This window comes from Acinetobacter kanungonis (genome assembly GCF_009939195.1).
Lineage (GTDB): Bacteria > Pseudomonadota > Gammaproteobacteria > Pseudomonadales > Moraxellaceae > Acinetobacter > Acinetobacter kanungonis.
Genome location: NZ_JAACKC010000004.1, coordinates 323,419 through 350,375, shown reverse-complemented (window position 1 = coordinate 350,375; position 26,957 = coordinate 323,419). Strand labels below are relative to the sequence as shown.

Annotated in this window: 22 protein-coding genes and 1 tRNA gene; 18 read left to right on the top strand and 5 right to left on the bottom strand. The window is 41.7% G+C overall.

Going from position 1 to position 26,957, the window contains the following annotated elements:
- The first annotated feature begins 44 nt into the window (after window positions 1-44).
- Window positions 45-1,556 (top strand): glycerol-3-phosphate dehydrogenase, encoded by a 1,512-nt coding sequence (glpD, locus tag GWK51_RS09855; protein WP_161933567.1) that lies wholly within the window; start codon window positions 45-47, stop codon window positions 1,554-1,556.
- Between the two features lie 65 nt (window positions 1,557-1,621).
- Here the strand turns inward: glpD and GWK51_RS09850 are convergent, their stop codons facing one another.
- On the bottom strand, window positions 1,622-3,466 hold the full coding sequence (locus GWK51_RS09850; RefSeq protein ID WP_161933566.1) for a phosphoenolpyruvate carboxykinase (GTP): 1,845 nt from the start codon (window positions 3,464-3,466) through the stop codon (window positions 1,622-1,624).
- A gap of 413 nt (window positions 3,467-3,879) precedes the next feature.
- Here GWK51_RS09850 and GWK51_RS09845 point away from each other — a divergent pair, with 413 nt between their 5' ends.
- The 5 genes from GWK51_RS09845 (at window position 3,880) to GWK51_RS09825 (ending at window position 9,061) form a co-directional block, all read left to right on the top strand.
- Window positions 3,880-4,812, top strand: coding sequence for a diacylglycerol/lipid kinase family protein (locus tag GWK51_RS09845; RefSeq protein WP_161933565.1), 933 nt, complete (start codon window positions 3,880-3,882; stop codon window positions 4,810-4,812).
- Window positions 4,793-5,551 carry a metallophosphoesterase family protein gene (locus GWK51_RS09840; protein ID WP_161933564.1) on the top strand — a complete coding sequence of 253 codons (759 nt, stop codon included), beginning with the start codon at window positions 4,793-4,795 and terminating at the stop codon, window positions 5,549-5,551. The genes GWK51_RS09845 and GWK51_RS09840 overlap by 20 nt, the downstream gene beginning before the upstream one ends.
- Before the next feature lie 195 nt (window positions 5,552-5,746).
- On the top strand, window positions 5,747-6,037 hold the full coding sequence (locus tag GWK51_RS09835; protein WP_016167026.1) for a co-chaperone GroES: 291 nt from the start codon (window positions 5,747-5,749) through the stop codon (window positions 6,035-6,037).
- A gap of 59 nt (window positions 6,038-6,096) precedes the next feature.
- On the top strand, window positions 6,097-7,731 hold the full coding sequence (gene groL, locus GWK51_RS09830) for a chaperonin GroEL (protein WP_100243216.1): 1,635 nt from the start codon (window positions 6,097-6,099) through the stop codon (window positions 7,729-7,731).
- A 163-nt stretch (window positions 7,732-7,894) separates the two neighbouring features.
- Window positions 7,895-9,061 carry a LuxR C-terminal-related transcriptional regulator gene (locus GWK51_RS09825; RefSeq protein ID WP_161933563.1) on the top strand — a complete coding sequence of 389 codons (1,167 nt, stop codon included), beginning with the start codon at window positions 7,895-7,897 and terminating at the stop codon, window positions 9,059-9,061.
- A 7-nt stretch (window positions 9,062-9,068) separates the two neighbouring features.
- Here GWK51_RS09825 and GWK51_RS09820 read toward each other — a convergent pair whose 3' ends face one another.
- Window positions 9,069-9,443 carry a diacylglycerol kinase gene (locus GWK51_RS09820; RefSeq protein WP_161933562.1) on the bottom strand — a complete coding sequence of 125 codons (375 nt, stop codon included), beginning with the start codon at window positions 9,441-9,443 and terminating at the stop codon, window positions 9,069-9,071.
- Between the two features lie 425 nt (window positions 9,444-9,868).
- Here GWK51_RS09820 and GWK51_RS09815 point away from each other — a divergent pair, with 425 nt between their 5' ends.
- Both GWK51_RS09815 and GWK51_RS09810 read left to right on the top strand, forming a co-directional pair.
- Window positions 9,869-12,976 (top strand): multidrug efflux RND transporter permease subunit, encoded by a 3,108-nt coding sequence (locus GWK51_RS09815; protein WP_161933561.1) that lies wholly within the window; start codon window positions 9,869-9,871, stop codon window positions 12,974-12,976.
- Window positions 12,977-13,239: 263 nt separating this feature from the next.
- Window positions 13,240-13,824: a DUF4112 domain-containing protein gene (locus GWK51_RS09810; RefSeq protein ID WP_161933560.1), complete on the top strand. Its 585-nt coding sequence runs from the start codon at window positions 13,240-13,242 to the stop codon at window positions 13,822-13,824.
- Window positions 13,825-13,884: 60 nt separating this feature from the next.
- On the opposite strand, the gene htpX is transcribed toward GWK51_RS09810, so the two are convergent.
- Complete coding sequence (gene htpX, locus GWK51_RS09805; protein ID WP_100243211.1) at window positions 13,885-14,790, bottom strand: protease HtpX; 906 nt, start codon at window positions 14,788-14,790, stop codon at window positions 13,885-13,887.
- Window positions 14,791-14,921: 131 nt separating this feature from the next.
- Window positions 14,922-15,779, bottom strand: coding sequence for a lytic transglycosylase domain-containing protein (locus GWK51_RS09800; RefSeq protein WP_161933559.1), 858 nt, complete (start codon window positions 15,777-15,779; stop codon window positions 14,922-14,924).
- A 493-nt stretch (window positions 15,780-16,272) separates the two neighbouring features.
- On the opposite strand from GWK51_RS09800, the gene ttcA reads away from it, so the two are divergent.
- Complete coding sequence (gene ttcA / locus GWK51_RS09795) at window positions 16,273-17,196, top strand: tRNA 2-thiocytidine(32) synthetase TtcA (RefSeq protein ID WP_161933711.1); 924 nt, start codon at window positions 16,273-16,275, stop codon at window positions 17,194-17,196.
- Window positions 17,197-17,412: 216 nt separating this feature from the next.
- Window positions 17,413-17,796 (top strand): SCP2 sterol-binding domain-containing protein, encoded by a 384-nt coding sequence (locus GWK51_RS09790; protein ID WP_142768025.1) that lies wholly within the window; start codon window positions 17,413-17,415, stop codon window positions 17,794-17,796.
- A gap of 63 nt (window positions 17,797-17,859) precedes the next feature.
- Here GWK51_RS09790 and GWK51_RS09785 read toward each other — a convergent pair whose 3' ends face one another.
- Window positions 17,860-18,972, bottom strand: coding sequence for a transglycosylase SLT domain-containing protein (locus GWK51_RS09785; RefSeq protein WP_161933558.1), 1,113 nt, complete (start codon window positions 18,970-18,972; stop codon window positions 17,860-17,862).
- Between the two features lie 366 nt (window positions 18,973-19,338).
- Between GWK51_RS09785 and greB the strand changes: the two genes are divergently transcribed.
- The 8 genes from greB (at window position 19,339) to uraH (ending at window position 26,926) form a co-directional block, all read left to right on the top strand.
- Window positions 19,339-19,830, top strand: coding sequence for a transcription elongation factor GreB (gene greB / locus GWK51_RS09780; protein ID WP_161933557.1), 492 nt, complete (start codon window positions 19,339-19,341; stop codon window positions 19,828-19,830).
- 92 nt (window positions 19,831-19,922) lie between these two features.
- A tRNA-Ser gene (locus tag GWK51_RS09775) sits at window positions 19,923-20,012 on the top strand.
- A gap of 783 nt (window positions 20,013-20,795) precedes the next feature.
- Window positions 20,796-21,911: a carbohydrate porin gene (locus tag GWK51_RS09770; protein ID WP_235941119.1), complete on the top strand. Its 1,116-nt coding sequence runs from the start codon at window positions 20,796-20,798 to the stop codon at window positions 21,909-21,911.
- Window positions 21,912-21,924: 13 nt separating this feature from the next.
- Window positions 21,925-23,214: a serine hydrolase domain-containing protein gene (locus tag GWK51_RS09765; protein WP_161933556.1), complete on the top strand. Its 1,290-nt coding sequence runs from the start codon at window positions 21,925-21,927 to the stop codon at window positions 23,212-23,214.
- 340 nt (window positions 23,215-23,554) lie between these two features.
- Window positions 23,555-24,961, top strand: coding sequence for an aldehyde dehydrogenase family protein (locus GWK51_RS09760; RefSeq protein WP_161933555.1), 1,407 nt, complete (start codon window positions 23,555-23,557; stop codon window positions 24,959-24,961).
- Window positions 24,962-25,151: 190 nt separating this feature from the next.
- The gene (locus GWK51_RS09755; RefSeq protein WP_161933554.1) at window positions 25,152-25,814 is read left to right on the top strand and encodes a helix-turn-helix transcriptional regulator; all 663 of its coding nucleotides are present in this window, start codon (window positions 25,152-25,154) and stop codon (window positions 25,812-25,814) included.
- A gap of 276 nt (window positions 25,815-26,090) precedes the next feature.
- Complete coding sequence (gene uraD, locus GWK51_RS09750) at window positions 26,091-26,591, top strand: 2-oxo-4-hydroxy-4-carboxy-5-ureidoimidazoline decarboxylase (RefSeq protein WP_161933553.1); 501 nt, start codon at window positions 26,091-26,093, stop codon at window positions 26,589-26,591.
- Window positions 26,591-26,926 carry a hydroxyisourate hydrolase gene (gene uraH / locus GWK51_RS09745; RefSeq protein ID WP_161933552.1) on the top strand — a complete coding sequence of 112 codons (336 nt, stop codon included), beginning with the start codon at window positions 26,591-26,593 and terminating at the stop codon, window positions 26,924-26,926. Before uraD ends, uraH begins: the two co-directional genes overlap by 1 nt.
- The last annotated feature ends 31 nt before the right edge of the window (window positions 26,927-26,957 follow it).

The window sequence follows — 26,957 nt, the reverse complement described above, 5'->3', positions numbered from 1 at the left end:
AAATAAATGTTGCTTAAAGCACGCAGAATAGGAGGAACCTGAATATGGATCAACATCGTACATATGACCTAGTGGTGATTGGTGGAGGGATCAATGGTGTTGGTATTGCTGCCGATGCTGCGGGACGAGGTTTATCTGTTTTGTTGTGTGAAAAAGATGATTTAGCCAGTCACACGTCTTCTACCAGCAGTAAATTAATCCATGGTGGTTTGCGTTATTTAGAGCATAAAGAGTTCCGCTTGGTTCGAGAGGCTTTGGCGGAGCGTGAAGTGCTGATGGCAAAGGCACCACATCTAATTCGTGCCATGCGTTTTATTATGCCGCACCGTCCACATTTACGTCCCGCATGGCTGATTCGGACGGGTTTGTTTTTCTATGATCATTTGGGTAAGCGGGAAAAGTTAGCAGGCTCGAATCTGGTAGATTTCGATCCAGAAACCAGTCTGTTCAAGCCAGAAATAGTGAAAGGATTTGAGTATTCGGATTGTGCTGTAGATGATGCACGTCTGGTGATTGCGAATGCCATGCAAGCGCGTGAGCATGGCGCAAGTATTCAAACACGTACACGTTGTCTTGCTGCACAGGTCGAGCAAAATGCGTGGACGGTACAGCTACAAAATGCACAGAGTAGCTTTACGGTGCGTGCCAAAGTATTGGTGAATGCAGCAGGACCTTGGGTGACTCAGTTTATCCAGCAAGACTTGCAGATGAAAGCCGCCTATATGATTCGCTTGATTCAAGGCAGTCATATTATTGTGCCGAAGATTTATGCGGGAGATAAGGCCTTTATTCTGCAAAATGACGATCAACGTATTGTTTTCGCGATTCCATATTTGGATGAATACACCTTAATTGGCACCACAGACCAGCGTTATTTGGGGAATGCGGATCAGGTAGAAATTACTGAAGGTGAAATTGATTACTTATTGAAGGTTATGAATAGTCATTTTCAGCAGCAACTGACCCATGAGGATATTATTTCGACCTATTCCGGTGTACGTCCTTTGTGTGATGATGAATCGGATAATCCATCTGCCATGACCCGTGATTACACCTTGGTGCTTTCTCAAGAGCAATCTGCGCCGCTGCTTTCAGTCTATGGTGGAAAGCTTACGACTTATCGTAAATTGGCTGAATCTGCCATGCATCAACTCAAACCCTTCTTTCACAAGTTGAAACCTGATTGGACGGCAAAAGCATTACTGCCTGGTGGGGAAAACTTTTTCGATGAGACACGTTTGCTGGATGAGTTGCAGCAGCGTATTCCAGAGGTGCCGCCATTACTTGCGAAGCGCTGGATCCATGGTTATGGTTCGCGGGTCTGGAAGATGTTGAATGGCTGTGAAAGTATTGCGGCATTAGGGCAGCACTTTGGACATGGGTTATATCAACAAGAAGTGGATTATCTGGTGGCTCAGGAATGGGCGGTGAGTAGTGACGATATTTTAAAACGCCGTAGCAAACTTTATTTGAAATTTAGCCAAGATCAGATTGCTCAATTGGATGAATATCTGATTAAGCTACATAAGCGTCGTGCACAAGAAAAGGCAGCGTAGTTGGTATTAAAAAAGACGAGAATAAAAAAGGTCGCATATGCGACCTTTTTTAATTTTTAGCTGAATTAAGCAGATTGCTTAACTGCTGCTTTAACCGCAGCTAAAAGTTCGTTTTGACGCGCTTTTAGTGCTGCTGGTAGGCGATCACCTAATTGATTGAACAATTCTGTGTGGCTCTCAATTTCTTTGATCCATTGATCTTTATCTTGAGAAGTTACAAGCTCAAACTGTTCTTTGGTGAAGTCTGAACCCGTCCAGTTTAACTGTTCATAAGTTGGTACTAAGCCAATTGGTGTTTCAACAGCGCTTGCACGACCTTCACAACGATCGATGATCCACTCAAGAACACGCATGTTTTGACCGAAACCAGGCCATACAAAGTTACCTTCAGCATCACGACGGAACCAGTTCACGTTGTAGATACCAGGAAGTTTGTTGCCAGCAGCTTTTGCTTTCGCTTCAACTTCTTCACCAAGTTCTAACCAGTGAGAGAAGTAATCTGCCATATTGTAACCCGCGAACGGAAGCATAGCAAACGGATCGCGACGAACAATACCTTGTTGACCAACAGCAGCAGCAGTAGTTTCAGAACCCATCGTTGCAGCTTTGTACACGCCATCAACCCAGTCAAATGCTTCTGAGATTAATGGAACTGTGTCTGCACGACGACCACCGAAGATGAACGCAGAAATTGGAACACCTGCTGGATTTTCCCAGTCAGCGTCAATAGAAGGGCATTGACCTGCAGCAACAGTAAAGCGTGCATTTGGATGAGCTGCTTTTTCAGTACCTGTATGCGGTTGACCTTTCCAGTTGGTCAGGTTTGCAGGTGCTTCTTTAGAAAGGCCTTCCCACCATACTTCACCATTGTCAGTTACAGCAACGTTGGTATAGATCACGTTTTTGTGAAGTGTAGCCATACAGTTTGGGTTAGTCTTGGTATTTGTACCAGGTGCAACACCGAAGAAACCAGCTTCTGGGTTAATTGCATATAAGCGACCATCTTCACCTGGTTTGATCCAAGCAATATCGTCACCTACAGTTTCAATTTTCCAGCCTTCGTAGCCTGCTGGTGGAATCAACATAGCAAAGTTGGTTTTACCACATGCAGAAGGGAATGCTGCTGCGATGTAGTGTTTTTCACCTTGTGGATTAGTCACGCCAAGGATCAGCATGTGTTCTGCTAACCAACCTTGTTCACGACCCATTGCAGATGCAATACGGAGAGCTAAGCATTTTTTACCCAATAATGCGTTGCCGCCGTAGCCAGAACCGTAAGACCAAATCTCACGAGTTTCTGGGTAATGTACGATATATTTTTCAGGGTTGCATGGCCATGCAACGTCTTTTTCACCTTCAGCAAGCGGAGCACCTACTGTGTGTACGCAAGGGATGTACTCGCCATCAGTGCCAAGAACGTCATAAACGGCTTTACCCATACGTGCCATTTTAGACATGCTTACGGCAACGTAAGGAGAGTCTGTTAATTCGATACCAATGTGTGCAATGTGGCTGCCCAAAGGACCCATAGAGAAAGGAACAACGTACATTGTACGACCTTGCATAGCACCGTCAAATAAACCATTTAAACGAGCGCGCATTTCTGCAGGAGCTTCCCAGTTGTTTGTCGCACCGGCATCTTCTTCTTTTTCAGAACAGATATAAGTACGACCTTCAACACGAGCAACGTCAGAAGGGTCAGAATTTGCAAGATAAGAACCAGGGTGTTTTTCTTGGTTTAAAGCTTGCATAGTGCCGTTAGCGATCATCAAGTCGATAAGACGTTGATATTCTTCTTCGCTGCCGTCACACCATTCAATCTTTGCTGGTTTGGTTAATTTCGCAATTTCTTCAACCCATGCAATAAGCTTAGGGTGACGAACGAATTCTGGTGCGTTCACTTGGGTCATGGTGAGGCCTATCTTAAAAGTGTACAAATTTTGCACAAAGTACAATCTAAGTAATCAGGTTACCTAGATGAAAGTAAAAAAAAGTGGCAGTATTAAAGCACAAAATGATGAAAAAAATAAGACACCCCTATCTACTTGTAGCTATTGATAATTTGTATTGGACTTTAGTTTTTATTATATAAATCAATTATTTAAATTTGTTGAGTTGAATTAATCTTTATATTTATTTTGTTTATGAGGGTCATTTATTTTAATTATTTTATTTATTTACAATAACTTATGAGTATTTTTTTTATGAGAATTATTATTGATTAAATAAATGGTGGTAATTTGAATTTTGCATAAGGGCATTGTTAATTGATGATAAATTGGACAAAATTAGAGCAAATACTTCATAGAAGTGAATCGCTTGCATGACTTTAAAACCTCTCTCCATTATTTACAATGCACGCTCTGGTTTTCATGCCAGCAATAAAGAAGAAGTCTACGAACAATTGCTGACATATTTCACTGAACACGGTTTTGAAATTCAGGCTTTCGAGCTGGGTGAACAAAAAGATTTTCCTGCTTTGATGCAATCAATTATTCAACGTCATCAATTTGCAGATGCTAAAGGGGTCATAGTTGCCGCTGGGGGAGATGGCACCTTAAACGCGGTTGCGAAAGCGTTGATGGGCAGCAATATTCCTTTAGGGATTCTTCCTTTAGGCACATTCAATTATGTTGCTCGGGTGTTAAATATTCCGCTTGAGATTATGCAAGCCGCAGCTGTGATTGCCACGGGGCAACAACGCCCGATTCATGTCGCAAAAATTAATGATCAAATTTACTTAAACAATGCAAGCTTAGGTTTATATCCTTTATTTATTCAACGTCGTGAACAGTACAATGCCAAGTTCGGGCGTTTTCCTTTGCATGCTTATACTTCGGGTTTGGCAGTGCTGATCCGAGACCGTAAAGAGTTAAAACTTGAAGTTGAGGTCGATGGAAAAACGTATCCTGTGAAAACACCGCTCATCTTTTTTGGCAATAATCAGTTGCAGTTAGAAGAAATGAAATTGCGGATTGCCAAATGCGCAGAGCAGGGGCAAGTTGCAGGTGTGGTGGTTGCAAAAAGTGATAAGCTGACGCTATTTCGTATGCTTTTACAGTTGATCCGTGGTCAGCTAGAAAAAGCACCGAATGTTTATAGTTTTTCCGCAGATGAGGTAAACGTCTATTCCCGACGCGATAAACTCACTGTAGCAATTGATGGTGAAATTGTGGAAATGCGTCCGCCTTTACATATTTCAGTGCAAAAAAATGCAGTCAATATGATGGTGCCTTATGCTGCTGCATCTGTCTGATCTGCATTTTGGTACAGAGCGCCCTGCGTGTCTGACAGCCATTCAGGAATTTTGCCGTGGACAGCAACCTGAGTTGGTGGTGGTCAGTGGTGATTTAACCCAGCGCGCACGTTATCGTGAGTTTTTTCACTGTAAACAATTTTTGGACAGTTTGAATTGCCCATATTTGGTGGTACCAGGCAATCATGACATTCCGCTGTACCATGTCTGGGATCGGATCTTTAATCCCTTTACCCGTTACCAACTGTTTTTCGGCAATATGGAAATGACCCTAGAAACTGAGCATTTTTATGTGATTGGGGTAAACAGTATTCGTCGCCGTTACCATACGCGGGGGCATATTTCCTTGGAGCAAATCCAGCAGATTGATCAGATTTTAAAACAGGCACCTGCAGATAAAATCAAAATCATTGCAGCACATCAGCCGTTTTATACCCCACCAGATGATCCGCATGGCATTAAAGATTGTCCTTTACTGGGGCGGATGGCACTGGAAGTCTGGAGTCAGAGTGGCTTAAAGGCCTTATTGCATGGTCATCTACATCAATCGGCAGTGTTCGATTTAAACTCTTTATATCATTTGGGTGTTGGGCATCCAGTCTTGGATATACATGCAGGAACGGCAACCTCGTATCGTTTACACCATGCGTTGAGCAACAGTTTTAATGTGATTAATACGCAGGCCGATGTCCGACATTATCAATTTAATTTGCAGCAAGCGCGATTTGAGTTGCTCTAGTTTGATGAATTAAACAACGAATCTTTCGCAATGGATAAAAAAAATACAAAAAAGATGCTTTTTTTTAAATGCAGCCCTTGAAGCGCTCTTTTCCATCCCCACAAAAGTGTCATCTAAATTCATTTTGATGATGACCAAAGGAATAAATAAGTCGTCATCAGTCATCTTAATAGACTTAGTCTGATGGAGTTATTTATGAGCAACATTCGTCCATTACATGATCGCGTAGTTATTCGTCGTGTTGAAGAAGAAACGAAAACCGCTGGCGGTATCTTATTGCCAGGTTCTGCAGCTGAAAAGCCAGCACAAGGTGAAATTATTGCTGTAGGTAATGGTCAAATCACGGACAACGGTGTTCGCGCTTTAGACGTAAAAGTTGGCGATAAAGTATTGTTCGGTACTTATGCAGGTACAACTGTAAAAGTACAAGGTGAAGAACTTCTTATCATGAAAGAGTCTGACATTTTAGCTGTTTTAGAAGGCTAATTCGTCCTTACTCGTTCAATATCAGATTAGTAAAGATTAAAATATTTCGGAGTCTATAAATGTCAGCTAAAGACGTAAAATTTGGTGATTCAGCTCGCTCAAAAATGATTGCAGGCGTTAACGTACTTGCAGATGCTGTAAAAGTAACTTTAGGTCCTAAAGGCCGTAACGTTGTGATCGACCGTTCTTTCGGTGCGCCGCACATCACTAAAGATGGTGTATCTGTTGCGAAAGAAATCACGTTAAAAGACAAGTTTGAAAATATGGGTGCTCAACTTGTACGTGAAGTGTCTAGCAAAACTAATGACATCGCAGGTGACGGTACAACGACTGCAACTGTACTTGCACAAGCGATTTTAAATGAAGGTATCAAATCAGTAACTGCGGGTATGAACCCAATGGACTTGAAACGTGGTATCGACATCGCTGTACGTGCAGTCGTTGCAGACATTAAAGCAACGGCTAAACCTGCATCTGATACTAAAGCGATTGAGCAAGTGGGTTCGATTTCTGCAAACTCTGATGAAACAGTAGGTAAACTCATTGCTCAAGCAATGGAACGCGTTGGTAAAGAAGGCGTAATCACTGTTGAAGAAGGTTCAGGTTTTGAAGACGCGCTTGACGTTGTTGAAGGTATGCAGTTTGACCGCGGTTATATCTCTCCATACTTCGCGAACAAACAAGACACCTTAACAGCTGAATTAGAAAACCCGTTCATCTTGTTGGTTGACAAAAAAATCAGCAACATTCGTGAATTGATCACTGTTTTAGAAGCAGTTGCTAAAACTGGCAAACCACTTTTAATCATCGCTGAAGATGTTGAAGGTGAAGCGTTAGCGACGCTTGTAGTGAACAACATGCGCGGCATTATTAAAGTATGTGCGGTTAAAGCACCTGGCTTTGGTGATCGCCGTAAAGCAATGCTTCAAGACATCGCAATCTTAACTGGCGCGACTGTAATTTCTGAAGAAGTAGGCATGTCTTTAGAGCAAGCTTCTCTTCAAGATTTAGGTACTGCACACAAAATCACGGTATCTAAAGAAAACACTGTAATTGTGGATGGTGCTGGTGATGCAGCTCAAATCTCTGAGCGTGTGACTCAAATCCGTGCTCAAATTGAAGAATCTACCTCTGAATACGACAAAGAAAAACTTCAAGAACGCGTTGCTAAATTAGCAGGCGGTGTTGCAGTGATTAAAATCGGTGCTGCGACTGAAGTTGAAATGAAAGAGAAGAAAGACCGTGTTGACGATGCGCTTCATGCAACTCGTGCTGCGGTTGAAGAAGGTGTTGTTGCGGGTGGTGGTGTTGCGCTGGTACGTGCAGCAGCTGCGCTTGACGGTGTAACGGGTGCAAATGATGATCAAAATGTGGGTATCAACATTTTACGTCGTGCGATCGAAGCGCCTCTTCGTCAAATCGTTGCCAATGCTGGTGATGAGCCTTCAGTTGTCATCAATGCTGTGAAAAATGGTGAAGGTAACTTCGGTTATAACGCTGCAACTTCTCAGTATGGCGACATGTTAGAAATGGGTATTCTTGACCCTGCTAAAGTAACGCGTTCTGCACTTGAGCACGCGGCTTCTGTTGCTGGTTTAATGTTGACGACTGAATGTATGATCACTGAAATCCCAGAAGACAAACCTGCGATGCCTGATATGGGCGGCATGGGTGGTATGGGCGGCATGATGTAATCATCAGCTTAGCTTTACCAATCTAAAAAATCCCCACTTTTTGTGGGGATTTTTTTATTTTTGTCGGTATAATTGAGTCAGAAAAATATTCATTAAGAATAAATTATAAAAAACAAATCATTAAGGTGATTAATCAGTCTTTTTTGCTTCTGGGGAGAGGGAAATGGAGCAAGAACATGAAATGGTCGAAATGATTTATGAAGCGACCATGCATCCTGAGTTATGGCAGCAAGTTCTGATTCGGCTGGTGCACTATACGGGCAGTCAAAGTGCTATTTTTACCGCCATTGATCAGCTCAATCCAAAATTCAATTTCACCTTTACTCATAACATTTCCGAAGCCGCTTTAGCTGCCTATCACGATGAAAAAATTCAAATGATCGATATGCAACTGCATGCACCGATTTTGAAGCAGCAAGGGCTAGGGGAACCTGTAGTGTTAGACTGGACCGCTTATGCAGCTCGACAGGGCAGTGATGAATATAGCTTTTATGAAAAATGTGTAGCCCCTTCAGGGATTGGTTCAGCACAAGGTATTCTTTTGGAAACGGGGCAATATCGCTGGGCAGTCTTGGGGATTCATCGGGCAGACAGTGTCCCGATGTATGCAAAACCAGAAACGGAACTATTAAAAAGATTAGCCAAACATTTTCGACGTGCCTTACAAATTCACCGTCAGTTCAGTTTGGTACAACAGGAAAATCTGGATTTATATAAGCTATTTGATGCATTAAAAACGGGTGTGATTTTATTGGATGCCAATGCCAGTCTGGTCTATTCCAATGCCAAGGCACAAGCTATTTTAGAAACTCACCAAGAACTCAGCCTAGACCATTTTAACCGACTTAAAGCAACCAGTGCAGATCAAGCCAAATTAGAACAATACATTGCCAGTGCACTTTTTCAAGATGTTTCAAATGAGACGCATGCGGATGCACAGGCTGGTGGAGTACTGCCGATCCGACTCAGTAAAAAGTCGCAACCATTGATGCTTAGTGTGGTGCCCTTTTCCAGTGTTTGGCAAAAGATGCTGAATGAGCAGGTGATGGAACAGAAAGTTGCCGTGTTTTTGACCGAGCCAGATAAGCAGTACCAACTGGCACATGAGTTTTTAAAACAGCACTATCAGTTGTCACAACGTGAAATCAAAATTTGTGAACTGTTTGTGAATGGATACAACCTCGAGGCAATTGCCGTAGAGTGTTCACTGACATTGAGTTCCGTGCGCACCTATATCAAATATATTTTTGCCAAAACCCATTGCTCCACCCAAGTTGAGTTATTTCGTCTATTGGCAGGCTTAACCCTAGATTTTGAACATATCCCTTAATTACAGCTTAAGCCAATAAAATCAGTCCCCAGGTTATGGCAATAATGCTTAGGGCGACGAATTGCGCTGCACTGCCCATGTCTTTGGCATTTTTAGAAAGCGGATGCCGTTCTAAAGAAACACGATCAACAATGGCTTCCAAGGCAGAGTTAAAAAGTTCGACAATGATTGCCAATAAACAAACCGCGATCAGAACGGCTTGTTCACTGCGACTGACATCGAGGAAAAAAGTAATCGGAATCAGTACCAGATTAATATAAATAATTTGTCGAAAAGCCGCTTCATGCTGGAAAGCGGCTTTAAAGCCCGCCATTGAATAGCTGGTCGCATTTAAAATACGTTTTAGACCAGTTTTACCTTTGAGGGGAGAATATTCGCTCATGATGGATTAAGTCGTTTCAGATAAGTGAAGAATAGCGCTAAAACATTAAAGTCGGCTTAAAAATACCGAGTTCTAAGTTACAAAGTTTAACATGGATTTTTGCTCAGCAAATGCGCCAAAAGTGGCAATTTATTTGAGCCAACAAGAATGCTTTTTCATCGACTTTGAATCATTCAAAATCCAGAGAGAGTGGTTATAGCAGAAAGATGTCCCTGCAAAATTCAGTATTTCAGCTTATCACTTGATGAGATGGATAGTAATTGAAGCCGAACCTCATCTTCACAATTTCTCCATAATTGATCAATACATCCGTAACTATGTTAATAATGATTGTGTTTTAAAGTTGAGTCATTGAATATCAACACAAATTTGCTAGTTTTTTCGACTCTTCCTTTTTACTTCTTCTAGATAAGTGGCGCAGACCTATGTTGTCTAAGTTTTTTATACAACGTCCCATTTTCGCAGGTGTTCTTGCAATTATTGTCATGGCTTTGGGGCTTTTTTCCGTTCTGAATCTGCCTGTTGAACGTTATCCCGACATTGCACCACCGCGAATTACCGTGAGCGCCACTTATACAGGCGCGGCTGCAGAAGCCGTTGAAGAAAGTGTCACGCAAGTTCTTGAACAGCAAATTAAAGGTATTGATCATCTCCTGTACTTTAGTTCTAGTAGTGATTCTTCTGGACGCAGTCGAATTAGCATCAGTTTTGATAATGGGACAGACCCAGATACTGCTCAGGTTCAGGTACAAAATGCGATTAATGGTGTGGTCAGCCGTTTACCAGAAGATGTGCAACGTCAAGGCGTGAATGTGTATAAGTCACTGGGTGATACCCATATGGTGATTGGCTTATATGATGCCTCAGGTCGTAGCGATAATATTGAATTGTCCGACTACATGATGACGCATTTGGAACAGGACATTGCCCGTATTGAAGGAGTCGGTGAAGTCGATGTCTTTGGTTCACAATATGCCATGCGTATCTGGCTCAATCCAGCCAAGCTGAAGCAATATAGTTTAATGCCGTCTGATATTCGTGCAGCGATAGAAGCACAGAATACCCAAGTGGCTGCGGGGGGCATTGGGGATTTACCAACAGTCGAGCATCAATATCTAAATGCCAAAGTGACCTCAGGCTCACGTCTGAAAACCGTACCTGAATTTGAACAGATTATTGTCAAGTCGAATCGAGATGGGAGTTTTGTTTTTTTAAAGGATGTGGCGCGCATTGAACTGGGTGCGGAAAACTATCAATCCTTTAATACCATTAATGGCTATCCTTCCGCAGGCATGGGGATCTCTCTATCTTCAGGTGCCAATGCTCTGGCGACCTCTGCCTTGATTAAAGCTGAAGTGGAGCATTTATCCAGTAAATTACCAGCGGGTTATAAAATTGTTTACCCACGGGACAATACGCCGTTTGTGCAGGAATCTATTAAGGAAGTGGTGAAGACCCTGTTTGAAGCGGTGCTTTTAGTAATTATCGTGATGTTCCTGTTTTTACAGAATTGGCGTGCCACTTTAATTCCGGCCATTACCGTACCTGTGGTGATTTTGGGAACCATGGCGGTGCTGTACGCCCTCGGGATGAGCATTAATACATTGACCTTGTTTGCCTTGGTTTTGGCGATTGGGTTGCTGGTGGATGATGCAATTGTGGTGGTCGAAAATGTTGAGCGTCTGATGCATGAGCAACAACTCTCGGCCAAAGATGCCGCAGTCGAATCGATGCAGGAGATTAGCGGAGCACTCGTTGGCATTACCTTGGTACTGACCGCGGTCTTTATTCCCATGGCATTTTTTGGTGGCTCTACAGGGGTTATTTATCGGCAGTTCTCCATCACGCTGGTTGCTGCAATGGCCTTGTCGCTTATGGTGGCTTTGGTATTAACACCTGCGCTATGTGCCCTAATCCTACAGCCAAGCCTTAAACAGAAAAAATGGGCGCTGTGGTTTAATCAAAAATTGGAGCAGTTAAAAACTCATTATCTTAAATTGACGCAATTGACCATGAAGCATAAGCGGATCAGCTTGGTGGTCTTTACTGCGTTAATCGCCGTGTTCGCCGTGTTCTATCGTGCCTTACCGACCAGCTTTATTCCGAGTGAAGATCAGGGCATGTTGAGCGTGCAGTTTGAGCTGATCAATGGCGCGCCGATGTCTAAAAGTCGCGAAGTGGGGGAAGAAATTCGTCAATATTTCCTGACTCAAGAAAAAGACAATGTCAATTTGGTGATGGTGCGTTATGGACGTAATTATTCAGGCACTGGGCAGAATTTAGGTCAGGGTTTTATTGCATTGAAGCACTGGGATGAACGGAGTAGTCAATCCAACTCCGCTCAAGCCATACGAGAACGCGCGATGCAGCATTTCCGTCAGAGCCGCAATGCCAAGATCATGGTGAACATGCCTGCATCGGTAAGTGGGTTGGGGCAAACCGATGGTTTGGAGTTCTGGATCCGCGATATTAATGGCAATGGGCGTCAGTTTTTAGATGCCGAATTTAAAAAGCTACAAAGTGCAGCAGAGCAGTATAAGAGTTTTGAGAACTTAGATAACAAGGCCAATCCTGACAAGGCCGAGTTACAAGTCAAGATTGACCAAAAACAAGCCATGGCTTTAGGCCTGTCGCAATCGGCAATTAACAGTACCTTATCCGCAGCGTGGGGCGGGGCTTATGTGAATGATTTTATTGACCGTGGGCGGGTGAAACGGGTGATGATGCAGGGCGATGCTGAATTCCGTGCCAAACCCGAAGATTTACAGCAATGGTATGTCCGTAATGATGCCAATCAGATGGTGTCTTTCGCGAGTTTTGCCAATGTGAATTGGGGTGGTGGCCCCGAGGTGGTGAAACGTTTTATGGGCTATACCGCACTGGAAATGGAAGCCGACACTGCCAAGCATGTCAGTTCAGGTGTTGCGATGGGAGACATTCAGAAGTTAGTCGAACAGCAGCCTGATATAGATTTGGCATGGAGCGGGCTATCACTTCAGGAGCAAAAATCCAGCCATCAAGCTTTATGGTTATATCTGGTTTCGATTGGATTTATTTTCTTATGTCTGGCGGCTTTATATGAGAGCTGGACGATACCTACGGCAGTGATGAGTGCCATTCCTTTGGGGATTGGGGGCAATATTCTGTTTAGTGCATGGACAGGTTTTCCGAATGATATTTACTTCCAGATCGCCTTACTCACCACCATTGGTTTGTCGTGTAAAAATGCCATTTTGATTGTGGAGTTTGCCTCTATGGCGCAAACACGTGGTTTAACGGTGATGCAGGCCGCGATGGAAGGTGCGAGCCTGCGCTTGCGTCCAATTTTGATGACTTCTCTGGCTTTTGGAGCAGGCGTGATTCCATTGGTCTTTGCCTTCGGTGCGGGGGCGGCAAGTCGTCAGGAAATTGGGGTTAGTGTTCTGGGTGGTGTGATTTTTGGTACGGTTCTGGTGCTGATTTTTATTCCTTTTATGTATGTCCTGATTCGTTCGCTTTTTGCTGGGAAGTCATCTGAGGCTAAATCTCTATAAGTGATGAAGTTTTAGTGTTTTACGCTAAATTGATGGCTTAGCTTGGATGATTGACCGCATGAAGATGCTTATCTTGAAAATGGTTTCAGGATAAGCCTCGATCTGAAATGAGATGTGTGTGATTTCGGGTTGAAGGTACTTGAGTAAGTGAGACGGTTGATCTGAGATTGAAATGCCCCATAGTTTTGAATAACCCTTTGTTACTTATTCAACAATCAAAATGCTTTAAGCTGTAGTGAAATCAACTGCCTATCGACAGACATATGCCTGAGCAGCCTTTATCGACAAGAAAAACACCACAAGAAGTGATTCGTTTAGAGCGTGATTTAGCGAAATATTCCAATCTGATGGATTCACTGATACGTATTCCATTTACCAAGCAAGGGGTAGGGGCAGATGCGGCTTTAGGGACCATCCCAGTGGCAGGTGACATTGCAGGCTTTGCCTTAACCTGTTATGCGGTATATAAAGCCAAGCAAATCGGGGTGCCGCAGCATAAATTAAATGTGGTGTATAAACTCGCAGCTATGGATCTGGTAGTGGGCTTTATTCCGATTGCAGGCACCGTATTTGATATCTTTATTCGTCCGAGCCGTAAAGCACTGGATATTGTGCATGAGCATATTCGTGAAGAGTATCAGATCCGCGATACGAAACATGTTGAACATCCTTATTTGCATGAAAAGTTAGAACAGAAGCAGCAGTCTTCAGCATTTTGGCGACAGCCTGTGATTGCTTGGCTGTGGTTACATATTCCCGATTTGATTGGTCTGATGGTGATTGTTTTGCTGTTCGTGGCCTCTTGGTATGGCTTTACCGCAGTATGGTCGTGGTTTCAAAATGGGTGATTAAATCAATGAGTCAATAAAAAAAGCCTCCATGTCGGAGGCTTTTTTGAATCTTTAAACTTATGCGCAGTCTAATTGATGTAAGGCTGCTACACGTTGTTCAATCGATGGGTGGGTTTGGAATAAGGCTGCTAAGCTAAAGCCTTGTTCTTTACCTTCCGCAATTGAGAATGCTTTCATTTCTTTCGGCATTTGGTCTGGAAGTTCAGATTCTGCTTGTAAACGGAGTAGCGCAGAGATCATGGCTTGTTTACCTGCTAAACGTGCACCTGCTTCATCGGCACGGTATTCACGATGACGCGAGAACCACATCACGATGGCAGACGCTAAAATACCAAATACGATATCCAGTACAATGGTAATCCCGAAGTAAGCCAAGCCTGGTGCTTCGCCATCTTCACGACCGAAAACGTTACGGTCGATGAAATCACCAACTACACGCGCAAAGAACATCACGAAGGCATTCACGACACCTTGAATCAATGCCAGTGTCACCATATCACCATTGGCAACGTGACCAATTTCGTGAGCCAGTACTGCACGTAATTCATCTTTGTTCATACGCTCAAGTAGACCTGTCGAAACAGCAACGAGCGCATCATTTTTATTCCAACCCGTTGCAAATGCATTGGATTGGTAAGATGGGAAAATACCCACTTCTGGCATTTTAATACCAGCGCGTTGAGACAATTCCGCAACTGTTTGTAGCAACCAAACTTCTGCTTGGCTACGTGGAGCATTAGGGTCAATAAGTTCAGTGCCAGTTGTTTTTTTCGCCATCCATTTCGACATGAACAGAGACACTAAAGAGCCAACCATACCAAACACGAAACAGACGACTAAAAGGTTGCCTAGATTCAAGCCACCCGCGCCATGGTAACTACCGACACCGAAGAGTGACAAAATAATGCCAGCTACAACCAGTACCGCGAGGTTGGTTAGCAAGAACAAACCAATCCGCATCATTGAGAAAATCCTCTTAATATAGAAATATAATCTGATTTATAACTTATAAATCATCAGGATCAATATGCGGTGAATAGTGCAAAAATTCAAGAAAAAAACGTAATTAGACGCAAAAAATAACGAATTTCACTTCAATAAATTCGTGCAGATGCCGACGCATGTTCTGTGGAGTAACTCCCAGATCTTGGGGCATCGGTATAACTGCCATCTGCGGCCATTATAATTTGACGCTGGCTGCTATTTCTTGAAGGTGTGCTCGGAAGAGATTCCGTTTGAGCTGGTGGGGTGTAGTTGACGGACTGCGCAAGGACTTGCCCTGAACTGCTGCCACTACTGATCAGGCCACCTGAATATAGGTTGCTATAACGACTGCTGACACGACGTACATAGTCTTGAGTTTCTTTAAAGGGAGGAATGCCACCGTATTTATCGACATTGCCTTCGCCAGCATTATATGCAGCGAGCGCCAGTGACGTATTGCCATTAAAGCGTTTGAGTAACCAGCTTAAATATTTGGCACCCCCCATGATGTTTTGCTGCGGATCATAAGCATTTGCGACATTAAAGCGACGTGCAGTTGCAGGCATTAGTTGCATTAGCCCTTGTGCACCGACAGGTGAACGTGCATTGACGTTAAAGCCAGATTCAGTATGCATCACTGCTTTAATGAGACCTTCCGAAACACCATGTGTTTGAGCGGCTTGGCGAATCATGGCATCAAATGCATTGCGATTACGACTATAACTGGGCAAAACTGAAGATTCTGAACTGCCCCAGTTGCTATAGCTGTGCATATTACTGTCAGGGTAATAAGTCTTCTTTTCGACTTTGAGATGACTATATTTACTTTTTTTATTGGTCAGCAGGGTTGTACCATTCGATTCAGTTAGCTGATAAATGGTTTCCCCAGCCACACAGACAGGGCTGATCAGTACGATAGACGCACAGCCAAGAAGGTAAGCTTGCAAGTGATGCCATTTATTTTTCATTTTTATCAGTTTATCTGTCCCCAAACAGTCATCATCAGTTTAGCAAAAAAATACGGCTTAAAAAGCCTTGCCGAATTTTATTTTTCACGACTTTGTAAAAATCAAGTTTAATTGTGGACTTAATAATCAAAAAAAAATTTAATTTTTTTTTAATCAGGATTGCTTGACTATGATAAGTCACTGATATTTATTAATAATAAAATTGATCAAAAAATGATCAATTTAAATAGAAGCCTTAAACTATGGGAAGAATCACCTGTCAAGTGTTTTGAAATCCACAAAGTTATCCACAGCTTTTGTGGACAACTGTGGAAAAGTCCAAAAGATAAGCATTTGGGCTAAAAAATGAACTGCAACGTTCAAATTTACCTGATCTGCAAGACGGGAAAATGACAAGTCGGATTGTTCATGAGAATTTACATTCTTTAGATGCGATTGCTTGGCGAATCGGATAAAATTGCGCGGTATTTTTATTTATGGGTTAATCGTGTCTATGTACTCGCCAGTTGAGTCCGAACAAGGGTTTAATTTCAAGCCAGAACTCCCAACCAGCTCTGCCTATTATCGTTTGCTGAAAAAGCTGCGCCGCCAAGTCGGTCATGCCATTCGTGATTTTAAAATGATCGAAGAGGGCGATAAGGTTATGGTCTGTATTTCTGGTGGTAAAGACAGTTATACCTTGCTGGATATCTTATTGCAGTTTAAACGTATTGCACCGATTAACTTTGACGTGGTTGCAGTAAATCTAGACCAAAAGCAACCAGGTTTCCCTGAAGATGTATTACCGCGTTATTTAGAAGAAAATAACATTCCTTATTATATTTTGGAAAAAGACACCTATAGCATCACGAAAAAGTTAACCCCAGAAGGGAAAACTTACTGCGCGGTGTGTTCACGTTTACGTCGTGGTTCATTGTATGGCTTCGCGCAAGAGATTGGGGCGACCAAAGTGGCACTTGGACATCACCGTGATGATATCTTAGCGACCTTCTTCCTAAACTTGTTCCATGGCGGCAGCTTGAAAGCGATGCCACCAAAATTATTATCTACGGATAAAAAGAACATCTTGATTCGTCCACTGGCGTATGTGGAAGAAAAAGACATTATTAAATATGCAGAAATGCGTCAGTTCCCAATCATTCCTTGTAATTTGTGCGGTTCGCAGGAAAACCTGCAACGCGCGATGTTGAATGATATGCTACGTGCATGGGACAAAGAGCATCCGAAGCGCTTGCACAGCATTTTTGGTGCTTTGCAGAACGTTTCTCCATCGCAGTTGGCAGACCGTGAACTGTTCGATTTTGAAGTGCTCGATTCACAGCGTGAATTTGACTTTAAAGAAAGTTGTTCAACAGAAGAAGAACCAGGCATCAATAAGCGCATCAATATGGTGAACTTAGGTTTTGCCGCAGAATAAAGTCAGCAGACACCACTGTATGTAGCAGTGGTGTCTGCTTTTGTTATTCATTGATTTTCAACATGTATAAAAAGAATAAAAACTGAACGGTCCGTACAAAAAACTTTAGCCCAATATTTGATTTACGTGCTATAACAGGCTTCAAGCAAAACAGCTTCGCTATGATGTTGTCTGGATAGGCGACAGAAAATGAACAAATAAATTTGAGGAAACATCATGCCTGCCTTTTTAACTGATGATTGGTTTTCAACTGTGGAAACTTTGACTGCGCAAGCAGGGGACTTGAATTTGCCACCCGCATTGGCAAATTTAGCCATCAACTTGGTGGTGACAGATACCAGTGGCAATACCGAATTGGCTTTAGATGGCGGCAGAATCTTAAAAGGTTTGTCTTCAAATGCCAAAACTACTTTAAACATGGATGCAGAAACTTTACGTAAAGTTTTCCTAGAGTTTGATATGTCTGCTGCTATGCAAGCCTTCATGACCGGTAAAATTAAAGTGCAAGGTGATATGTCTCAGTTAATGGCGTTGCAAACAGCGAAGCCGAGCCAAGAGCAAAAAGATTTATTCAAGAAAGTGCTTGAGCATACAGCTTAAGTTTTCTTCATAAAAAAAGCTTACCCGAGGGTAAGCTTTTTTTTGCGCTCAATGCATGACTATTTATATGTTCACCAATTGAGGCGTATTTTTGATGTATTCCAAATAGGCACGAATACGCGTGACATATTGCACCGCTTGACGATAGCGTCCATTCTGGGCTTTATGACCATCTAAATAGCTATAAAGATTGACCCAGTTGTTCGGATCCTTGCCTTGCGCACTAATACGCTTTTGAATCTGATCGACTGCACCTGGACCCATATTATAGGCAACCAAGGCATACCAGTTACGATCTGGATAAGGCACTTCGTCAAATCTACTTAGCATCTGGTCGTAGTACTTTGCACCACCCTGAATACTTTGTGCAGGATCGGTACGGTTACTCACGCCCATGGCTTTGGCGGTACTGTTGGTCAGCATCATAATGCCGCGCACACCCGTCGGTGAAATTGAATCGGGTTTTAAGTACGATTCTTGATAACCGATGGCTGCCAAGAAATGCCAATCGAGATCATATTTCTCGGCGGTACGTTGGAAGCTGGCTTTATAAATCGGCATGCGTTTAGTCAAATCACGTTCAATAGAATCCCATGATTCGGCCTGTACCACATTACGGTTATAAAACGAAGCCAATTGGCTGATTGAACCTGACTGTTTGCCTTGGCAAACATAACCACTCGCTGTCTGTGTCAGGGGATCATCCGCATGTTTAAATACCCAGTTGAGTTGTGTATTTAAACCATTCTTCTGCAGGCTATATAAGTCACCACAGGTGGCTGAAAACGAAGTCAGCTTTTTGCTTTCGATGTTTTGAACGCTTGATGTGGTGATGGCAAAGTTTACTTTACCTTGATCGACCAGCTTTAATGCCGTGGCATTGTCAGGTACGGTCGTAAACACCAGCTCTACATTCATACTGTCAGCATAGTTACGGGCAAGGTCATAACCAAAGCCATGTAAATACTGTCCATCTTTAAAAACAGTCGATGGATTTTCTACACCAACCACTGTGAGTTTGTTGTTATTCACAACAGCATCATATTGGTAAGCCTTGCTCGCATTAATGGTATGAAACGGAATTAAGGCGGCGGTGAGTGCTAGGGCTTTTAAAGGGAGTGAGAAAGTTAATGAGTTAAGGCAAAGCCTCGACCCAGAAGATGAACTACTGTGCATGTTGTCTCCGCTACAAGTAATTTATGCCCTAAAAAGCCAAAGCAAACGAGGCCTTAAACTTTTATAAAGTTTGATAAATTCAATAAGGGGTGGGCAGTCATGACGTCATTCAAAATGACATGGGATAAAAGGAAATTATGTAGAAAAAAACTACATAGGTTAAAAAGTACACGAAACTAAAGATGAGGGCATAATAAAGTCGGAAATTGGGATTGTCAAATTTAGTACAAAAAATAGTGAAAAAATGTACCATAAATACCTAATTTTATTAATAAATTATTTTTATACCCTTTTGTTGTGGTGAAATTGAGCATAAAATAGCTTAAAAATGTATCTGTTTCGTACCCTGAAAAGACAATTTGTAACATGAAATCCAACTTAATTACCCGCGCTGGACACGATAAATTGGTGGCTGAACTTCAGCATTTGTGGCGTGAAGAACGCCCCGAAATTACCAAAAAAGTGAACTGGGCTGCCAGCCTTGGCGATCGCAGTGAGAACGCGGATTACCAGTACAACAAGCAATTGTTACGTAAAATTGATCGTCGCGTGCGTTACCTCGGCAAGCGCTTGGAAGAATTACGCATTATTGATTTTTCTCCTGAGCAAGAGGGCAAAGTTTATTTCGGGGCATGGGTCGAAATTGAGAATGAGCAGGGTGAACAAAAGCAACTGCGTATCGTCGGGGTAGATGAAATTTATGATCATCATCCGCAACATATTTCCATAGATTCCCCGATGGCGCGTGCGTTATTGTCCAAGCAAGTGGATGATGAAGTGGAAGTGATGACACCATCTGGAAAAAAGACGTGGTATATCAATACAATCCGTTATGAAAAGCCAGAATCGGCATCCTAAAGGTGTTTTTGATTTTATTTTGTGCAGTTGATGATAAATTTATACAAAAGTATTTGCCAAGTTAGAAAAATATTTATATGATAGCCGCCATTGGAAGCGTGGCAGAGCGGTTTAATGCACCGGTCTTGAAAACCGACGAGGGTGTGAGTCCTCCGTGAGTTCGAATCTCACCGCTTCCGCCAAATTCAAAAAACCCTTGCACTGCAAGGGTTTTTTTATGTCAAAATTTTTTGTTGGCTGAATTAACAACTAGAAAAGCACTGCATATTCCGCGGAAACCATACCTCGCAATGGGGTCATTCTTCTCCATTGATTCATCACAATTTTCTTCAGTTACTTGATACGCCGAGTGTGTAAATACGCCAAGATCATGAGTTTGGTTGATCTATTGAAAGCATCCATATTTCCTGATGTTAGGGCATTAAGGTCCTTGCTCTGAAGTTTAAGCATAAGCCGTCTAATGTCAGAATTACAGCATCATCCTGTTGTGCATTTTTAAGTAATTGAATCAATAGAAAATGCAACGTATAGATATTTCCTATTGCGATTGAACTGTATGGAGGAGATTGAGGTCACTTACTGTTGTTGCATTTTGGATGTAGGTAGATAAATATTTTAACTAATTGAATTTAAATATAATAAATTTATGATACGTAATTATTAATTATATATAAAAAGAGAATTGTTTTTTTCAATAGCACTCAGAAATCATCCTTTAGGATGATTTTTATCCGATTCTATAGCGTTAAATTTTGAGCACACTAAGTTGTGTATTCAATTACATGAATTTTGTATACAAGTTCTAATATTTCGTTTCAAAACACAATCTATATGAATTTAAGTATATGATTTTTATGTATAAATAACACTGTGGTGACGAATAAAGGATTTTTCGTAATTAACGAGCTTCGGAGATCGTAGTAGTGCCACATATTAAAGCTTTGAATTTGATGTGCTATTTATCAATGCTCATTTCTACGCCAATTTTAGCAGATGACCATTTTAAGTTTTCAGCAAATCTTGTCGATTTGGCGATGTATAGTGATGAAAGTAGTGTAGATGATCAATTTACCAATTCAGGTGCTTTAATCTTAGGTGCAGATTACAAAATATTTGGCACGGACTACGATTTTGGGACTTTAAAGGCGCAATATACCTTCAATGGATTGAACAATGATGCCCAGTTAAATACCACGACCAATTGGTTTGGCGGAGTGGGCAGCTATGTTGGGGGTGCCATCGCAATGAATGATATTGCACCTTCACAATTAAGCTTACTGACTTGGGACAAGAAATGGGGGAATGATCAAGTCTTTACTTCTGTGGGGCGAACCAACTTAAGGCGCTATTTTCTATTTAATAATTGTCAGAACTTAGCGATTTGTACTGATCCAATTAAAGGCAGTATGGGTTCATTGCCAGCCAACTACGGATATTGGGGAGCTTACTTCAAATATAACTTCAACGAACATCTGTATTTCCATAGCGGGATTTTTGAAGTTAATACGGATGATTATGTGCATGAAAAGAAAGGTTTAGATTTCTCTTTTCATCATGATCTCGGCTATACCCAAGTCTATAGTTTTGGCTACAAAAATGATCACAGTAAAGTTGAAGCGCTGTATTTTAGCAATGATTCTGAATATGCCAATGCATTAACCAAGCAGAAATATAGTGATACGGATGGAATCAATGTCAGATTTAGCTATGATTTTAAAGATTCATATCTGTCGAATTTGTATGGGGCGTATTCTCAAATTCTAGAAAAGAATCAGCCTTATGATCATTACTGGGAATTGGGAGCGATGCATAAGATCAATGCAAGAGGTGACCATATAGGCTTAAAGTTCGGGCAATCTGAACTGAATGATGATTTTTACGCCTTTACCCAACAATTGAATGGCAATCAGCATAAAACCACGACATTTGTCTCCTTCGATGCCGCGATTAAATATAAGAAAGTGACGTTTAGTCCATTTGTTCAATATATCTGGAATCCGGATAACTACTATCGCTCAAATCAAGGTGGATTTGATCATAACGTCATTATGGGATTGTTAACCCAAGTGAAACTTTATTAAACGGAGTTAAAGTATGAAATTATCTAAAATCGCGTTATGTTTCGGAACGCTGATGATGAGCGGGACGATATTTGCAGCGTATAGCTGTGAACAGTTAAAGATTGTCGATTGTCCCAATCAGGTCGATCAACAGCTCCCTGATCCACATGATATGTTAACGTGGAATCAAGAACAGCGCCTGATTGGATTTCGAAATACTTATCGCAGTTATGATGGCAGTGTTTTTTACGCCAACAAGAACAATGTTTTGAAGTTGCCCAAGTATAAAAAGACCATTAACAATCAAAACATCAGTTTTAGCTTGGACAATAAAACCTATCATTTGAATGACTATTTACAGAGTCAGGATGTCGCAGGTTTGATGATTTTAAAAAATGGTCAGATTGCTTATGAATATTATAAAAATGACAATGATGCCACGACATTGTGGACGTCTAGATCGGTTGCAAAATCGATTGTGGCAACGCTGATCGGGGTGGCGGTTAAACAGGGTAAAATTAAATCCTTAGATGATCCGATTATTCAGTATTTACCTGATCTTAAAAATACAGCATGGGAAAAAGTCAGCTTAAGACAGTTAATGCAACACACTTCTGGGGTTGCATGGAGTGAAGACTATAAAAACCCAGAATCAGACTTTTCCCACATGACCTATTGTGAGGTGAAAGACGATCCTGATGCGTGTGTATATGAGCTGGTCAAAAACTTAAAAGCGAAACATGCGCCTGGAACGGTGTGGTCTTATTCTACGGGCGGGGCATATCTAGTGGGTAAAGTGCTTGAAGCGGCGACCCATGAGAATATTGCTTCTTATTTAGAGAAGCATGTTTGGCAAAAAGCTGGCATGGAAAAAAATGGGATCTGGCAATCCTATCAACGTGGTGTTACCGATATGGGCGGGCATGGCTTTAATGCCACGCTGCGCGATTATGCACGTTTGGGCTTGTTCATTATGAATGAAGGTCAGCTTTCGAATGGCACAAAACTGTTGCCAAACGGATGGACCAAAGCGGCAACCGACTGGACCAAAGCTCAGAATTCGGTCTCGGAAGCTTACCCACATGGCATCTATGGCTTTCAATGGTGGAATTCACATGCCAAACATGGCTCACCTTTAACGACTAAAAATGCAGAACATACCTATTGGGGCTTTGGTATTTATGGTCAGATCATGGCGATTAATCCGAAAGATCAAATTGTCATGATTCAATGGAGCACTTGGCCAAGTGCAATGCCTTCTGAAAAAATCATGGATGAAAACAGTTTATTCCTAAATGCAGTAACCAATTATCTAGAGAAATAAGCCAGCCTCAATTTTTGGGCAGCAGAACTTTATCTTTTATATGGGGTTCGGATTTAATTCAATATTGAAAAAAATCACTCTTCGGGGTGATTTTTTATGCACACTATTTTCAACTCAAAGCAGGGGCAGATGATTACATCCGCCCAAGCTGATTGAAAAGTGTGGTTTAGGCGGCTCAATTATTTATCAATATTAATAGTGATACTAAATAAAAAAAAATAAAAAAAAAGTGTATTGTTTTTGCGCAAAGTTGCGTTAAAATCATCCTAAAGGATGAGTTTATGAATAATAATCAGCGATAAACTCCATGGAAAAGAACATCAATACGGATATGAGTTAGATGAATAGCAACATGTTGTTTAATGGTGAAACAGTTGTCGGTCAAGGTGCAGCATTTGCAGTACTCAACCCTGCTACAGAGCAAACTATTGTTGAAATTAACAGTGCAACTGTCGAGCAAGTCGATCAAGCGGTGCAAGCAGCACGTGCGGCGTTTAAAACTTGGCAGCATGTTTCAGATCAAAACATTAATGAAAGCTTCCTTAAAATTGCCCAAGACATTCGTGCTGAAAGCGCTGAAATTGCCAAACTGATTACCACTGAACAGGGTAAACCTCTGGCTTTGGCACAGTTTGAAGTCGAAGCAGGTGCGAATTGGATTGAATATATTACCAGCCTAGAAGTGCCAGTTGAAACCATTCCAGATCCGAGTGGTAAAACCATCAAGGTGTATAACCGTCCGCTAGGTGTGGTGGCGTCTATCACGCCGTGGAACTGGCCATTTATGATTGCCATTTGGCATTTCTTCCCCGCGTTGAAAACCAAAAATACGGTGGTGAATAAACCTTCTGAATTTACACCACTCAGCACCATTAAATTGGTTGAAATTATTAATCGTCATTTACCAAAAGGCGTATGTAATATTGTCTTGGGTAAAGGCGATGTGGGTCAGGCACTGAGCGAACATACGGATGTTGATAAAGTCACGTTCACAGGCTCGACCCGTACTGGTCAAAGCATTTTAAAACATTCAGTCGATACCCTAAAAAGCGTGGTGCTTGAGTTAGGTGGCAATGATGTCGGCATTGTTTTAGACGATGTGGATGTCGATGCTGCAGCTGAGAAAATCTTCGGCTCTGCCTTCCTGAATATGGGACAAACTTGCGCCGCATTGAAGCGTCTCTATGTGCATGAAAATGTATATGATGCGTTGACGCAGAAACTTGCTCAAATTGCCAATGCACAAGTGGTTGGTAATGGCTTGGATGCAACAACGACTTTTGGTCCAATCCAAAACCGTCCACAATACAATAAAGTGAAAGCCTTGATTGAGGATGCTGTGGTACAAGGTGGTCAAATTATCACTGAAGCGAAGTCTGTCAGTGATCAGGGTTACTTTATTCCACCGACTTTGGTAACCAATGTGAAAGAAGGTATGCCACTGGTAGATGAAGAGCAGTTTGGTCCTGTATTACCAATCATCAAGTTCAGTGATGTGGACAGTGTGATTGAGCGCGCGAATAACAGTGAGTTTGGTTTGGGTGGTTCAGTTTGGAGCAAAGACTTAGATCGTGCACAAGAAATAGCCAGCAAACTGGAAACAGGCACAGTTTGGATTAACAGCCATTCGGATGTATCTCCAGCAGCGGAGTTTGGCGGCTGGAAAATGTCTGGTCTTGGATATTCATTTGGTTTAAGCGGATTGTTATTGTTTACGCATAAACAAGCCATTCATATTTCTCAATAATGTAGTAAATAGATCCATCTGTCTTGCTGAGGTATTCGGTTATGGCTTGAATATAAAACATATTGAAGCCATAACCGATGATTTAAAATTGATGTTTTAGATTCACCCTCAGTCAGGCTGTATATTGGCAGGATGCTAATTATATTGATCTATCGACTTTATTAAATTTTCAAAAGGATGATGAAAATTTATGTCCAATCGTAATTTTATTCAGCAATTTAGTCAGAACTTTATTGCCCAGATTCAGCATGTTTCGCCTATTGATGGGTTTTTGACCTATAAAATCGATAATATTCAACATGCCTATGATTTTGAACAAGATGGTATCGCCAAAAGTGCAATCGATGAATATTTAAATGGAAAAATTGAATATGATCCTGTGAGCTTTCGAAATTTTTATCATGGTGATCAGAACATCGTACTTTTAGGACAACATCAGCCCAATGAAATATTTTTGAATTTTATGAGTCGTTGGCAAGTTGAAGATACGGCTGAATTTTTCTTTAGAAAACGTGATGGGCAACCGATTTTCGGGTTGAGTGTTTTTCGAGAGCAGGGTAAAGCAAAATTCACTCAGCAAGAACAGAAAGTGTTTGAAGCATTTCATCAACTTTCGATTGAACATTTTCATCATCATGTCGATGTGATTAATAAAGATAAAATTATTGATCAATACCATTTGACCAAAAAGGAAATGATTATTCTGGAAGAATTATTTACCAATTTGGAAGCCAGTCAAATTTCTAAAAAATTAAATTGTAGTCTTTCGACCGTAAAAACCCATGTGCAGCATATTTATCAAAAAGTGAATGTCAGTAGCCGCCAAGAATTGGTGTGCAAATTTTTAAGATAACTTTGGCTGAGTTCGAACTGAATTAAATCGAATAACGATGACTTTATAATAATATTTAAAATCACGCGGAATGAAGACCTCCTTTTTCTTGTCTTAATGTTTTCATCTACATCTACATCTACATCTACATCTACATCTACATCTACATCTACATCTACATCTACATCTACAGTTTTCCGATAGTTTAAAAATTGTGACTACAGGATTGGCATATTCATTGCTTATTTTATGTTATCTGGTCAGACCAGTCAGACAATGCGTTGATATGGAGCAACAATGGATTTACAGCAATTTAACCAGTTGAGTCGTGCACAGGCCCAAGCGCTCTTGCAGCCTTGCGTACATATTCCAAATTGGATTGATGCATTAATTCAACAGCGCCCATTTTCCACTACAGATCAACTGTTGCACTATGCAGGTGAACAGGCGAAGAGATGGAGTTGGACAGAAATTGCAGAAGCCTTGGCGCAACATCCACGCATTGGAGAACGCAAAGCAGCGGCGAAACTGTCGGCCAAAGAGCAGAAATTTTCCACCCACGAGCAATCCCAGTTAGGTGCAGATGCCGCATTACAACAAGCACTGTATCAGGGCAATCTGGATTATGAGCACAAATTTGGACATATCTTTCTGATTCGTGCTGCAGGGCGTACAGGGCAAGAAATGCTGTCGGAATTGCAACGCCGCCTCGGCAATACCATGCAACAAGAACAGCAAGAAGTACAGCAGCAATTGACTGAAATTGCGGTACTCCGTTTAAAACAGGAAATTCAATAATGGCTGGAATCAGTACTCATATTTTAAATGCGTCGATCGGGCAGCCTGCCGTCGGTGTCATGGTCAAATTAAAGCGTCAGTTTGACGAGTCATTTGTACTGCTGGATACACAACGCACCGATCAGGACGGTCGAATCAAAGCCTTTGATATCGTTCATTTGGAGCAGGGCAACTATCAATTGGTTTTTGAAATTGCTGCGTATTTCGAGCAACAGCAAGTTGCCAGTTTTTATCCCCGTGTCTGTCTTGATTTTAAGGTCGCGGATGAAACCCAGCACTACCATGTGCCGTTATTAATTAGCCCATTCTCTTATTCAACTTATCGCGGTAGTTAAAGGTCAGAGCAGCCTTCACTAGATTCAGGAC